The organism is Amycolatopsis sp. NPDC041971 (assembly GCF_055588925.1).
Genome location: NZ_JBVJCE010000002.1, coordinates 372,515 through 386,684, shown reverse-complemented (window position 1 = coordinate 386,684; position 14,170 = coordinate 372,515). Strand labels below are relative to the sequence as shown.

Annotated in this window: 7 protein-coding genes; 5 read left to right on the top strand and 2 right to left on the bottom strand. The window is 69.4% G+C overall.

The window, feature by feature from the left end:
• Window positions 1-7: 7 nt before the first annotated feature.
• The 4 genes from ACZ6DT_RS06865 to ACZ6DT_RS06850 are packed head-to-tail and all read left to right on the top strand — an operon-like array spanning window position 8 to window position 12,308.
• Window positions 8-10,267, top strand: a complete 10,260-nt coding sequence (locus tag ACZ6DT_RS06865; RefSeq protein WP_465589797.1) for an amino acid adenylation domain-containing protein — start codon at window positions 8-10, stop codon at window positions 10,265-10,267.
• A 3-nt stretch (window positions 10,268-10,270) separates the two neighbouring features.
• Window positions 10,271-10,480, top strand: coding sequence for an MbtH family protein (locus ACZ6DT_RS06860; RefSeq protein ID WP_465589794.1), 210 nt, complete (start codon window positions 10,271-10,273; stop codon window positions 10,478-10,480).
• Window positions 10,480-11,511, top strand: a complete 1,032-nt coding sequence (locus ACZ6DT_RS06855) for an ATP-binding cassette domain-containing protein (protein WP_465589791.1) — start codon at window positions 10,480-10,482, stop codon at window positions 11,509-11,511. Before ACZ6DT_RS06860 ends, ACZ6DT_RS06855 begins: the two co-directional genes overlap by 1 nt.
• Window positions 11,508-12,308, top strand: a complete 801-nt coding sequence (locus ACZ6DT_RS06850; protein WP_465589788.1) for an ABC transporter permease — start codon at window positions 11,508-11,510, stop codon at window positions 12,306-12,308. The genes ACZ6DT_RS06855 and ACZ6DT_RS06850 overlap by 4 nt, the downstream gene beginning before the upstream one ends.
• Before the next feature lie 40 nt (window positions 12,309-12,348).
• Here ACZ6DT_RS06850 and ACZ6DT_RS06845 read toward each other — a convergent pair whose 3' ends face one another.
• Entirely contained in the window at window positions 12,349-12,549 is a 201-nt protein-coding gene (locus ACZ6DT_RS06845; protein ID WP_465589785.1) for a substrate-binding domain-containing protein, read from the bottom strand.
• Window positions 12,536-12,751 carry a hypothetical protein gene (locus ACZ6DT_RS06840; protein WP_465589782.1) on the bottom strand — a complete coding sequence of 72 codons (216 nt, stop codon included), beginning with the start codon at window positions 12,749-12,751 and terminating at the stop codon, window positions 12,536-12,538. The genes ACZ6DT_RS06845 and ACZ6DT_RS06840 overlap by 14 nt, the downstream gene beginning before the upstream one ends.
• A gap of 711 nt (window positions 12,752-13,462) precedes the next feature.
• Here ACZ6DT_RS06840 and ACZ6DT_RS06835 point away from each other — a divergent pair.
• The gene (locus ACZ6DT_RS06835; protein WP_465589779.1) at window positions 13,463-13,801 is read left to right on the top strand and encodes a hypothetical protein; all 339 of its coding nucleotides are present in this window, start codon (window positions 13,463-13,465) and stop codon (window positions 13,799-13,801) included.
• Window positions 13,802-14,170 lie beyond the last annotated feature (369 nt).

Below are 14,170 nucleotides of genomic sequence, written 5' to 3'. Positions count from 1 at the left end.
GGGATCCGTGGTCGTCACGCGCGACAACGTTCTCGAATTGTCCGCCGCCCAGCGGGGAATCTGGTTCGCTCAGCGGCTGGCACCGGGTAACCCGATGTTCACCATCGCGCAATACCTCGACATCGACGGCCCGGTCGACCACTCGGCATTGACCGACGTCATCCGCCATGTGCTGCGGGAAACCGAGGCATTGCGGCTCAGATTCACCGAAACGGACGGAGAGCCGCGGCAGTTCGTCGCGCCGTTGGGCGAATGGTCGCTGCCCGTCGTCGATCTGAGCAGCGAGGCCGATTCCGAGGCGGCCGCGCGCGAATGGCTTCGCACGGACCTCGCGACACCACCCGAGGTGTTCGGCGACCGCCTCTTCGCCGCGACGTTGCTGCGGCTTGATTCCGCACGGTACTTCCTGCACCAGCGGGTTCACCACCTCCTGGTGGACGGTTACGGGGCGGCGCTCGTGCTCACCCGGGTGGCCGCGGGCTACCGCGCGCGACAACGGGGCGAAACGCTCGAACCAGCCGGTTTCGGATCTCTCGAAGAGCTTCTGGCCGAGGACAACGCCTATTCGACCTCCGAGCGAAGCGTCGAGGACGCCCGCTACTGGCGGGAACGGTTCGCCGACCGGCCCGAGGCCACCGTGCTCAGCGGTTCGGCCGCCCCGATGGACACAGTGTTCCTCCAGCACAGCGGGCGACTGGACGTCAGCGAGGCGGAGAACTTGCGCGCCGCCGCCCGCGAGTCCCGTACCGACTGGGCACCGTTCGTCATCGCGGCCGCCGCCGCGTTCCTCCACCGGAGCACGGGTGATCGGGACGTGGTGCTGGGCCTGCCGGTCACCGCGAGGCGTACGCCGTTGCTGCGCACGACCCCGGCGATGGTGTCCAACGTGGTGCCGTTACGTCTCCGGGTGACGTCGTCGACCACGATGTCGGAGCTGGTCAGGCAAACCTCACGCGAGGTACGGAACGCCCTCAAACATCAGCGTCACCGCGCCGAAAGCCTGCGCCAGGACCTCGGGCTGTCCCGAGACCGGCGGCTGCACGGCCCGACGGTCAACATTCTCCCGTTCGACCCGCGGATCGAGTTCGGTTCGCACGGCGCCGCGCTGCACAACCTCGCGATCGGGCCGGTCGACGACCTGTCGATCGTGCTCCAGGGCATCTCGCCGGAGCACGGCATCCGGGTCGACTTCGACGCGAATCCCCGCCGGTATGACCGCGAAACCCTCGCCGGCCACCACGAGCGGTTCCTCCGGCTACTGCGAGCGGCCATCGCTGCCCCCTCGATGCCGATCGGGCAGATCGATCTGCTCGACGAGGACCAACGCGACCTCGTCCTGAACCGCTGGAACGCCACCTCGGTCGACGTGGAGCAGACGACACTGCCCGAGTTGTTCGCCCGGCAGGTGGCGCGGTCCCCCGAGCGAGTCGCCGTGAGCGACGGCCGGACCACCTACACCTTCGCCGAACTGAACGCCCAGGTCGAACGGCTCGCTCGCGTCCTCGCGCACCGCGGAGCCGGGGACGGCCGGATCGTCGCGGTGGCACTACCCCGCTCCGCGGACACGATTGTCGCGTTGCTGGCGGTCGCCAGGGCAGGCGGTGTCTATCTGCCCTTGGACGTGACCTACCCGCCCGAGCGGCTCGCCGCGTTGCTGGCGGACACGGATCCGGCGCTCGTCCTCGCCCACAGCGAGACCGAATCCCTACTCCCCCACACCGACCTCGCCCTCGACCGGCTCGACCTGGCCACCGAAACCGGCACCGACCCGCACGGTCCTCAGCCTGCCGATCTCGCTTACCTGATCCACACGTCCGGGTCGACCGGCAGGCCCAAGGGTGTCGCCGTCGAACACCGGGCGCTGGGCAACCTGTTCGCGAGCCACCGCCGGAACCTGTTCCCGGCAGGCCGCACCGCAGCGGGTAAGGACGTGCTGCGGGTGGCGCATCTGTCCGGAGTGGCTTTCGACGCCGCCTGGGATCCGGTGCTCTGGCTGCTCGACGGTCACGAACTGTGGATGGTGCCCGATTCCGTTCGCCGTGACCCCGAAGCGTGCGTCCGTTATCTGGCCGACGAAGCCATCGACTCCATCGAGACGACGCCGTCCTATGTGCGGCAGCTGCTCACTTGCGGTTTGCTGACGGACTCCGGCCGTCATCCGAAACTGGTCGCGCTGGGCGGAGAAGCGGTCAGCCCGGCGCTGTGGGCGGAACTGTCCGAAGGAACCCGGCTGCTGGCCGTCAACCTCTACGGTCCAACGGAATCCACTGTGGACAGTGTGCTGGCGGCGGTTCAGTCCCATCCGGAACCGGTGCTCGGCACCCCGGTGGACAATGTGCGGGCCTACGTTCTCGATTCGGCTCTGCGGCCCGCGGCCCCCGGCGTGCCCGGTGAGCTGTACCTCGCCGGGGCCGGGCTCGCCCGCGGTTACCACGGACAACCTGGCCTGACCGCCGGGCGCTTCGTCGCCAACCCCTTCGACGGGCCGGGCGAACGGTTGTACCGCACCGGTGACCTCGTGCGCTGGTCTCACCAGGGCGCGCTGGAGTTCCTCGGCCGCATCGACGACCAGGTCAAGATCCGCGGTTTCCGGATCGAACCCGGCGAAGTCGAAGGAACACTCATCGCCTACGCCGACGTCACCGAAGCGGCCGTGGTGGTCCATGGTTCCGGCGACGCTGCCCGGCTGATCGCTTACGTCGTCTCGGACACCGATCCCGCGAAGTTACGATCCCGGTTGAGTGACTCGCTGCCGAGCCACCTCGTTCCGCAGGCCGTCGTCACGGTCCCGTTCCTTCCGTTGACACCGAACGGAAAGCTCGACAAGGCACAGCTGCCGGAGCCGTCGATGGCGACGTCGAGCCGCGCACCGGCCACCACCGTCGAGATACAGCTCTGCGCGATCTTCGCCGCGAGTCTCGACGTCGCCGAGGTCGGTGTCGACGACGACTTCTTCGACCTCGGCGGGCACTCGCTGCTCGCCACCCGCGCGGTCGGCCGGATCCGCACCGAACTCGACGTCGAAGCGACCATCCGCGATCTGTTCGAAGCGGGCACCCCGGCACGCCTCGCCGAACGACTGCGCTCCCGAAAGGCCGGGCATCGTCCCGTCCTGGCAGCGGGCCCCCGTGCCGAGCGGGAACCTCTTTCCTTCGCCCAGCAACGGCTCTGGTTCCTCAACCGGCTGAACCCGGACGCGATCGACTACCTCATGCCCGCCGTTCTCCGGCTTTCCGGCACTCTCGACACCGGCGCACTCCAGCTCGCACTGACCGACGTGGTCACGCGGCACGAGAGCCTGCGGACGATCTTCGCCGAGCATGACGGTGAGCCGTACCAGCGCATCCTGCCCACTGAAGCGGCCGGAATCGCTTTGGACATCGACGACGTCCCGGCGGGGCGGCTCGGCGAACGGCTCGCCGAAGAAGCTGTCCGGGGCTTCGACCTCGCGATCGAAGCGCCGCTGCGGACGACCTTGCTGCGCCTATCGGTCACTGAGCACGTACTGCTGCTGGTGGTGCACCACATCGCCGGCGACGGCTGGTCCTTCCTGCCACTGGCTCGCGACCTCGCCGTCGCCTACCAGCGAAGGACGGCGGGCGAAGGAGCCGGGCTGCCGCCGCTGGACGTGCAGTACGCCGACTACGCCCGTTGGCAGCGGAAACTCCTGGGTGACGTGAAGGATCCGGGAAGCCGCGCGAACAACCAGCTGGTTCACTGGACCGCCACGCTGGACGAGCTGCCCTCCGAGCTGTCCCTGCCCGCCGATCGGCCGCGTCCGGTCACGCCGTCCGGTGCCGGCGCGGCAGTGCCGGTCAGCCTGCCTCGGCACGTGCACCAGGCGCTCGCCGACAATGCCGCCCGGCACGGCGCGAGCGTGTTCATGGTCCTGCACGCCGGTTTCGCCGCCACGCTGGCGAAATTCGGCGCCGGCGACGACATCGCCATCGGCACCCCTGTCGCGGGCCGCACCGAATCCGCCCTCGAAGACCTGATCGGGTTCTTCGTCAACACTCTCGTGCTGCGGACCGACCTCACCGGCGACCCCACGTTCACCGAGCTGATCCACCGGGTTCGCGACACCGACCTGGCCGCTTTCGAACACCAGGACCTGCCCTTCGAACGCATCGTGGAGCAGCTGGCTCCCGAACGGGTCCCCGGCCGGAACCCGCTGTTCCAGGTCCTGCTCACGCTCCAGAACAACCCGGCCCCGGTGGCCGAACTGGGCGATCTCCGGATCGAAACAGGCCAGGCGGCCACCACCACGACCGCGAAATTCGACCTGTCTCTCACCCTCGCCGAGAACCGCGACGCCGACGGCACCCCGTCGGGGATCAGCGGTGACCTCGAATACAGCACCGACTTGTTCGATCGGGAAACCGCCGAGCGGGTGGCCCGGGGGCTGGTGACCTTCCTGGAGCACGCTCTGACCCAGCCGGACGCCCCGTTGCACACCACGTCGGTGCTCACCGCGGACGAACAGGCCCGGCTGCTGACCCGATCCGCCGGCCGGCGGCGGCCGTTCCCCGCCACCACACTGCCTGATCTGCTCGACGCCACCGCCACGCGGCATCCGGATCGGATCGCGGTGATCGCCGCGGGACTGCGGCTGACGTTCGCCGAACTCGACGAACGCGCCACCCGGCTCGCCGAGGTGCTCGCCGCCCGCGGCGCCCGGCCCGGCCGAGTCGTCGCCGTCGCCCTCCCCCGCTCGGCCGACACCGTCGTGGCTCTGCTGGCCGTCCTGCGCTCCGGCGCCGTCTATCTCCCGGTCGACATCGAGTACCCGGCCGGCCGGATCGCCTATCTGCTCGACGACGCCCGGCCCGTCCTCCTGGTCAGCACCTCGGACACGGCGGCCCGGCTTCCCGGTGCGACGTCCACGGTGCTGCTCGACGATCCGGACGCGCTGGACGGAGAGAAGCGGCCACCGATCGCGCCCGCGCCGGAGGATCCCGCCTACCTGCTCTACACCTCGGGCTCCACCGGCCGTCCCAAGGGCGTCGAGGTCGAGCACCGCGGCCTGATCAATCTGCTGGAGCACCACCGCACCGAGGTGTTCGGCCCCGCCGCCGCGACGGCGGGGCGCGACGTCCTGCGGGTCGCGCACACCACCGGGGTGTCCTTCGACGCTTCCTGGGACCCCATCCTGTGGCTGATCGACGGGCACGAACTGCACCTGCTCGACGACGACACACGCCGCGATCCGGAGGCCCTCCTGGGTTACGTCGGCAGGGAGCGGATCGACGCGATGGAGACCACGCCGTCCTACGTCCGGCAGTTGCTGTCGATGGGGCTGCTGACCGCCGCCCATCGGCCGACGGTGCTGGCCCTCGGCGGCGAGGCCATCGACGCCGCACTGTGGCGAGACCTCGCCGGCCACCCCGAGGTGCTGGCGTTCAACTTCTACGGCCCGACCGAGTCCACTGTGGACTCCGTGGTCGCCAGGATCGGCGACCGGCAGGCCCCGGTGATCGGTACCGGGATCGCCAACGTGGGTACCTACGTGCTCGACGCCGCGCTTCGGCCGGTGCCGGCTGGCGTGACCGGCGAACTGTATCTCGACGGCCCCGGCCTGGCCCGCGGTTACCGCGGCCGCCCCGCGCTCACCGCGGAACGGTTCGTCGCCAATCCGTTCTCGCCTGACGGCGCCCGGATGTACCGCACCGGTGACCGCGTGCGCTGGACCGGCGGCGGGGAACTGGAATTCGTCGGCCGCGCCGACGACCAGATCAAGATCCGCGGCTTCCGCGTCGAGCCCGGCGAGATCGAAGCGGTCCTCGCTGCCGCTGACGGGGTCTCGGCCGCCGCCGTGGTCGTCCACCGGACTCCGGAGGGCGTCGATCGCCTGGTCGGCTATGTGGCGCCCGGCGCCGTCGACGTCGCCGAGTTGCGACGGCGAGCGGCGGACGCCCTGCCCGATCACCTCGTCCCGCAGGTGATCGTCGCGCTGCCCGAGCTCCCGTTGACCCCCAACGGGAAGCTCGACAAGGCGAAACTCTCCGAACCCGACGGTCTTCCCGGTGTCGTGGGGCGGCGTCCCAGCACCGACCTGGAAGCCGGCTTATGCGAGGTGTTCGCCGAGGTGCTCGGCGTGACCGAGGTCGGCCCCGACGAAGACTTCTTCGCGCTGGGAGGGCATTCGCTGCTGGTGACCCGGCTCGTCAGCCGGCTGCGTTCCCGGTTCGGCGCGGAGCTGGCCATCCGGACCGTGTTCGAGGCCGCCACGCCCGCGGCCCTCGCCACCCGGATCGGCGCCGGCCCCGCTCCCCGTTCCCGGCTCCGGCGCCGGGAACGTCCGGACCGTGTCCCACTGTCGTTCGCGCAGCGGCGGATGTGGTTCCTCGACAGCTTCGAAGGCACCGGCGCCGGCTATCACATCCCGATGGTGCTGCGGCTGCGCGGCGTCCTCGACCGGGCGGCGCTGGCGACCGCCTTGCGTGACGTCGTCGAACGGCACGAGAGCCTGCGTACCGTTTTCCCCGTGGCCGACGGTGTCCCGCACCAGCGGCTCGTGCCGATGGCGGAGATCCCCGCGGGTCTGCCGGTGCTTCGGAGCACCGAAACGATCGCCGCGTACGCCGCGATGCCGTTCGCTCTCGATACGGACCTGCCGTTCCGCGCGGCGCTGGTCCCGGTCGAGGACGACGAGCACCTGCTCGTACTCGTCGCGCACCACATCGCCAGTGACGGCTGGTCGACGACTCCGCTGGCCCGGGATCTGGCCGCCGCCTACACCGCACGGCTGGCGGGAAGGGCGGCGGAACTGCCCGCCTTACCGGTCCAGTATCCGGATTACGCGCTGTGGCAACAAGAATTGCTCGGGTCCGAAGAGGACAAGGGAAGCCCGTTGCGTCGGCAACTCGCTTACTGGCGGGACGCGCTGACCGACCTGCCGGAGGAATTGACGCTGCCCCACGATCGGCCTCGTCCGGCCGGGTCGAGCTATACCGGCGGCACCGTCCGGCTCGACCTGCCCGCCGCGTTGCACACCAGGCTGGCCGCCTTCGCCGCCGACCACGGCGCGAGCCTGTTCATGGTGCTGCACGCGGGACTGGCGACGCTGCTGTCGAGGCTGGGCGGCGGAACCGATGTCCCGATCGGCACCCCGGTCGCGGGCCGGACGGACGAGCAGCTGGAAGATCTCGTCGGTTTCTTCGTCAACACCTTGGTGCTACGGACCGATTTGTCGGGCGCTCCCGGATTCACCGAGCTGGTGCGCCGGGTCCGGACGGCGGACCTCGCCGCGTTCGACCACCAGGATGTCCCGTTCGAGCGCGTCGTCGAAGAAGTGGCTCCGGCCCGCACCCTCAACCGCCATCCGCTCTTCCAGGTGATGCTCACCCTGCAGAACACGCCGCCACCGCGGCTGGGGCTGCCCGGTCTCGAGGTGTCGATCGCCGAGTACGACGAGGTCGCCGCGGCGAAGTTCGACCTCTCGCTGTCACTCGGCGAGAAGCGGGACGCCGCGGGAAATCCCGCCGGGCTCTCGGGGACGATCGAGTACAGCGCCGACCTGTTCGACCGCGAGACCGCGGACCGGCTGGGCAGATGGCTGTGCAAGCTCCTCGAAGCCGCACTGGACGACCCGGCCCGCCCGGTCGCGGAACTGGACCTGCTGAGCGCGGGCGAAGTCGAAGCCGTCCTCGAAACGTGGAACGACACCCGCCGCGCGCTGCCGCCGGAAACCATCACCACGGCCTTCGAACGGCACAGTGGGGAGACCACCGCGGTGGTCGCGGCCGACGGCGAACTCACGACATCCGGGCTCAACGCCGAGGCGAACCGGCTCGCCCGGTTACTGCGGCAGCGCGGCATCGGTGCCGGGCACACCGTCGCCGTCGCGGTGCCGCGCTCGGTCGGCACCATGGTCGCCTTGCTGGGCGTACTCAAGTCCGGCGCCGCGTACCTGCCGATCGACCTCAGCTACCCGGCCGACCGGATCGCGTACATGCTCACCGACTCCGCACCCGCCCTGGTGCTGACCAGGTCCGATGTGGACGGTCTGCCGCGCTTCGGCGAACACGTTGCCCTCGACACGCCTGCAACACGGGCGGCGCTGGCCGGGTTCGGGGACGGGAATCTCTCCGACGCCGAGCGCCTTCGCCCGCTCTCCGCCCGCCACCCGGCCTACGTCATCTACACCTCGGGCTCGACCGGACGGCCGAAGGGGGTCGTGGTCGAACACCGCTCCTTGACCAATCTGCTGCACCACCACCAGGAGACCGTGTTCGCGCCGGCCGCGAAACGGCTCGGTGACCGGCGCCTGCGGGTCGCGCTGACCGCGGCCGTCGCCTTCGACGCGTCCTGGGATCCGGTGCTGTGGATGATCGCCGGTCACGAACTCCACATCGTCGACGACGACACCCGCCGTGACGCCGGTGCCCTGGTCGAATACCTGCGCGAGGAACGGATCGACGCCATCGAGACGACGCCGTCCTATCTGCGGCAGTTGATGGCGGCCGGACTGCTCGAGTCCGGGCACCGGCCGACGGTCGTGGCCCTCGGCGGGGAAACGGTCGACGAGGGGATGTGGGCCCGGCTGCGCGCCGAACCCGGCCTGACCGCGTACAACTTCTACGGCCCCACTGAGTCCACTGTGGACTCAGTGGTCGCGGCCATGGCCGAACGTGATCGGCCGGGGATCGGCAAGCCGGTCCACAACACCCGCGCCTACGTCCTCGATGCCCGGCTGCGGCCGGTGCCCGCCGGCGTACCGGGTGAGCTGTACCTGTCCGGTACCGGTGTCGCCCGTGGTTATCTCAATCGGACCCGGCTGACCGCGGAACGGTTCGTCGCCGATCCCTACGGTGGCATCGGCGATCGGATGTACCGCACGGGCGACCTCGCCCGTTGGCAGGACGACGCGACCCTGGAGTTCCTCGGCCGTGCCGACGACCAGGTCAAACTCCGCGGTTTCCGGATCGAGCCCGGCGAGATCGCCGCGCTGCTGGAAACGGACCCGGCGGTCGCCGAAGCGGCGGTCGTGGTCAAGGGCGGCGAACCGGCCACCCAGCGGCTGATCGCCTACATCGTTCCCACCACCACCGCACCGAGCCCCGACCGGTTGCGCACCGTGCTGGCCGGGCAGGTGCCGGAGTACATGGTGCCTTCGGCGTTCGTCCCGCTCGACCGGCTGCCGCTCACCCCGAACGGGAAGCTGGACCAGCGGGCCCTGCCCGAACCGGTGGACGCCGTCGGCGGTTCCCGCGGCCCGCGGTCGCCGCGGGAAGACCTGCTCTGCAAGCTCTTCGCCGAGACGCTCGGCCTGCCGCGCGTCGGTATCGACGACAGCTTCTTCGAACTCGGCGGGCACTCCTTGCTGGCCAGCGGACTGATCACCAGGGTCCGCACGGCCTTCGGGATCGACCTGCCGATCCGGCGGCTGTTCGAGAACCCGACCGTCGCGGGCCTCGCGGCCCGGCTGGACGTGGGCTCCGAAGGCAGTGACCTCGACGTGCTGCTGCCACTGCGGACCACCGGGAGCCGACCACCACTGTTCTGCGTGCACCCGGCCAGCGGGCTGTCCTGGAGCTACTCCGGGCTGCTCAAATACCTCGCCCCGGACCAGCCGTTGTACGGGCTGCAGTCCCGCAAGCTCACCGAACCCGGCTACGACCCGGCGAGCATCTCGGAGATCGCCGCCGGCTACGTCGAGCACATCCGCTCGATCCAGCCCCACGGCCCCTACTACGTCCTGGGCTGGTCCTTCGGCGGCAACCTCGCCCACGAAGTCGTCGCGCGACTGGAGGCCGCGGGCGAGAAGATCGGGCTCTTGACCGTGCTGGACGCCTACCCGCAAGCCCCGCGGGACGGCCTGGACACGGGGAGTGAGGCGGAGATGTTCGCCGCGCTCCTGCACAACCAGGGCTATTCCGTGCCCGCAGGAGTGACCCTCGATCGGGCCGGCGTTCTCGAGCACTATCGCGAAGTCGGCAACCCGATGGGCAGCCTGCCCGAGGCCGCCCTCGGCGGCATGATCGGCGCGTTCGTCAGCCAGGCCCGGTTGATGGGCGACTTCGTCCCCCACGCCGTCGCGGCGGAAGTGCTGTTCTTCACCGCCACCCGCGATCGCGACCCGCACGGCCCGGTCCTCGCCGACTGGATGCCTTACCTCAGCGGCGACGTCGAAAACCACGACATCGACGCCGCCCACGCGCAGCTCACGCAGCCGGACGCACTCGCCCGGATCGGGCCGATCCTCGCCGAGCGTCTCACCGACCGGCAACCCCATCCCGACCAGCCACGAGCCAAGACAGGGAACTGACCGATGACCAACCCCTTCGACTCCGACGACGAGCAATTCCTGGTGCTGACCAATCACGAGAACCAGCACTCGCTGTGGCCGGCCTTCGCCGACGTGCCAGTCGGCTGGGCAACGGCTTTCGGCCCCGACGCCCGCGAGGCGTGCCTCGACTTCGTCGAACGGAATTGGACCGACATCACGCCGCGAAGCCTGCTACGCGAGGAGAAGCCCTGATGGCCGCGGAACCCGCCATCCGGCTCGAGGGACTCCGGAAATCCTTCGGCACCAAGACCGCACTCGACGGCGTCGATCTGGACATGCCGGCCGGCGCGGTGTTCGGCCTGCTGGGCCCCAACGGCGCCGGCAAGACCACCGCCGTCCGCATCATCACCACCCTGCTGCGGCCGGACGGCGGCCGCGTCCTCGTCGCCGGGGCGGACGTCGTCCGCGATCCGGACCGGGTCCGGCGGTCGATCGGGGTGTCCGGTCAGTACGCCGCCGTCGACGACAAGCTCACCGGTTTCGAGAACCTCTACCTGGTCGCGAAGCTCTACGGAATGCGGCGGCGCGCGGCGGCCACGACCGCGCGGGACCTGCTGAACCGGTTCCACCTCGACGACGCCGCGGACCGCCCCGCCGGGACCTACTCCGGCGGCATGCGGCGGCGGCTCGACCTGGCAGGCGCGCTCGTCGCCGCTCCCCCGGTCGTCGTACTCGACGAGCCCACGACCGGCCTGGACCCGCAGAGCCGCCTTGATACCTGGGACATCGTGGGCGACCTCGTCCGGGAAGGCACCACCGTCCTGCTCACCACGCAATACCTCGAAGAAGCCGACCAGCTGGCCGACCGGATCGCGGTCATCGCCGACGGCAAGGTCGTCGCCGAGGGCACCAGCGACGAACTCAAGAGCGCCACCGGCGGGGAGCGGATCGAACTGGTCACCGCGGACGCCGCCGACCTCGCCGCCGCACATCGCGTCCTCGCCTTCGTCAGCGGCACCACGCCGGCCTTGGACCGCCGCGCCCGACGGCTGGAGACCACCGTCGGCGCCCGGCAGAACGGCCAGCACGCACTCGCCACCGTGGCCGCCCGGCTCACCAGCGAAGGGATCCAGGTACTCGACATCGGGCTGCGCCGCGCCACGCTTGACGACGTCTTCCTGGCCCTGACCAGCCGTACGACCGACGACACCGCAGTGCTGCCGCGGGTCACCGACTGGCCTGCGAACTCCGGCGAATTCGGCAGGGACGAGGTGGGCGCGTGACCGTCCTGACCCGGGTCGCCCGCGACAGCGGCTCTCTCGCGTGGCGCAACCTGCTCACCATCCGGCGCACACCCGGCTCCATCTTCGCGAGCGTCCTGCAACCGATCATGTTCGTGCTGCTGCTCGGGTACGTCTTCGGCGGCAGCCTCGGCGGCGACGCCTACCGCGAATTCATCATGGGCGGCATCTTCGCCCAGACCGTCACCTTCAACGCCTCCTTCACCACCATCGGCCTGGCCAACGACCTGCAAAAAGGCATCGTCGACCGCTTCCGCTCCCTGCCCATGTCCCGCGTCGCGGTGATGCTCGGCCGGACCACCTCCGACCTGACCACCAGCGTCGTCAGCCTGCTCGTCACCAGCCTCTGCGGACTCGCCATCGGCTGGCGCATCCGCGGCAGCGTCCTCGACGCCGTCCTGGCCTACCTGCTGATCCTGCTGTTCGCCTTCGCGATGTCCTGGGTCGGTGCCTTCATCGGCCTGGTCGCCCGCAGCGTCGAAGTCGCCCAAAGCCTCGGTCTCATCTGGCTCTTCCCCGCCACCTTCATCTCCTCCGGCTTCGTCTCGGTGGCGGCCATGCCCGAACCGCTGGCGACCATCGCGGAATGGAATCCCATCACCTCCTTGGCCAACGCGACCAGATCCCTGTTCGCCAACCCCACCCCGGCCACTCTCCCCCAGCCCGACGCCTGGCCCGCACAGCACGCCGCGTTGTACACGGCTCTCTGGGCGCTGGGACTCATCGCGTTGTTCATGGCCTTGTCGGTCAACCGGTACCGGCGCGTCACCAGCAGATGAGCACCTAGAAGTTCAGTTCTCCGCCGAACCCGGAGCGGCTTCAGCCGCTGACCTGGCTTGTCGTGCCACGTACCACTAGGCAAGGTGATAAGACGATCTCGCGGTGCTGAACGGAGGTCTCCCCGATGCGGTCGATCGCGCGCGCCACCGCCAGTGCGCTGAGGGTGGTCGCGTCTCGTGCGACGGTGGTCTGGTTGACGTGGGTGAAGGCGGCGACGTTGCTGTCGTCATACCCGATCACGCTGATGTCCTCCGGTACCCGAACGGCGCAGCACATCGATCGCCCCCAGTGCCGACCTGTCGTTGAAGACCGTGACGGCGGTCGGCGGGTCGTCGAGCAACGCTGTAGCGGCGCGGGCGCCGTCATCTTCGGTGTGACCGCCGGAGATGGTGCCGGCAACGACAGGGCTCGCCCTGGCCACGCTCGCTATCCGACTGAGCACACGCGGCCACCTGCAAAGCCCGGCTTCGTCCTGATCGCGATACGAGCGCACGTGCTTGTCGACGAAGAGCGCCGGATCGTCCTGTAGGGCGACTTATGAGGGGTAAGGCAAAGGTGTCGGGTCGCCGGGGTTTCGCTCGCGACCGTGGGGGGCGATGGTGTCGCGAAAGCCACTTTCGGGACGTCAGGCGTCGCGAAAGTGGCTTTCGCGACGCATCTCGACCATGGGTTCAGCCGGCACGTGCGTAGCGAAGGCCCCTCTTCGCTGCCGCACCCTGCCCCCAACGTTGCGAAGTGACTTCCGCAACCTGCCACCTCTGCCCTACCCCTCCATAAGTACATGAAGGCCCCCTTCCTGTACCTAGGCGCAAGGAAGGGGACCTTCATGTACTTGGGCTACGCCCCGTCTCGGACCAGAAAGGCGTGTACTGGGCGGGAGACCGATCGGACTGTCACGACCCCAGCGCCGCCTTGGCCACCAACCCGCACAAGACAAGACACCTTACCTATCAATAGGTGTGTTGCTCGCTTTCGCGAGTCGGTGGAGCGCTGGGATGCCTATTGTGGATGGGGATCTGGATGGCGTCACAGCTGTAAGCCGGTACCCCGCGGAATGGACGCACCTCGGCACAGGCACGACCGCTACCGGGATCGGTTACCCTCGACTCCACTGAGTGGTGTGCTTCATCCGCCAAGCGGGTAGTCGCTACCTATGACGAACCTCGACGACACACCGATCGCGAAACTCGACGCGTTCGTGCTGGCCCGGCTCGCGGAGGACGAAGAGCGATTTCGTGCGCGCGAGCTGCCGCAGCTGGACGAAGCTGAGCGGCGAGGCCAGCTTCGGATCATGTACGCCGACGACGGTGACGGGCTCCTGCTCGTCGGTGGACCAGTGGAGGCGATGGAGGACCGGCACCCGGTGCCCTTTGCCGAGAAAGTCGACTTCTTGCGCCGTGAGATCCACGGTGGCCATGACGACGCATCAGTGAAACTGATCGCGTCGGTTTACCGAACCCATCCGGACTGGCGGGACGAGTGGCATTCCTGACAGCTTAGTGGCGTGGGACGGAACCGCCGGTGGTCACGGCATCCGAAAGCACCCCGCGGTACTACGTGGCCGTAGCCGATGGGATGAGAGCGTGGGCACCGTCTCGATCCGGGACAGGTCCCGGCAAAGTCGCATAGCCGCTGGCCGGTGGTGCTTGGCGATTCGAACTGGACTTCCGAAAGGGGCGGATGACAGGATGCCTTGAGTGTCCAGCGTCCACAAAGGACCCAGCTGGTCACTGGATGTCCATTTGATGCGGTTAAGTACGGTTTTCGCCAGGGGTCGGGGGGGGGGGGGGGGGGGGGGGGGGGGGGGGAAGGCGACCCCCCACCCCAACCCCCCCACCCACCACCCCACCCCCGACCCCCC

What these genes read in the sequence shown, in the direction of transcription:
- ACZ6DT_RS06860 (WP_465589794.1), top strand. Translation starts at nt 10,271, where the DNA reads ATGACCAACCCCTTCGACTCCGACGACGAGCAATTCCTGGTGCTGACC.
- ACZ6DT_RS06855 (WP_465589791.1), top strand. Translation starts at nt 10,480, where the DNA reads ATGGCCGCGGAACCCGCCATCCGGCTCGAGGGACTCCGGAAATCCTTC.
- ACZ6DT_RS06835 (WP_465589779.1), top strand. Translation starts at nt 13,463, where the DNA reads ATGACGAACCTCGACGACACACCGATCGCGAAACTCGACGCGTTCGTG.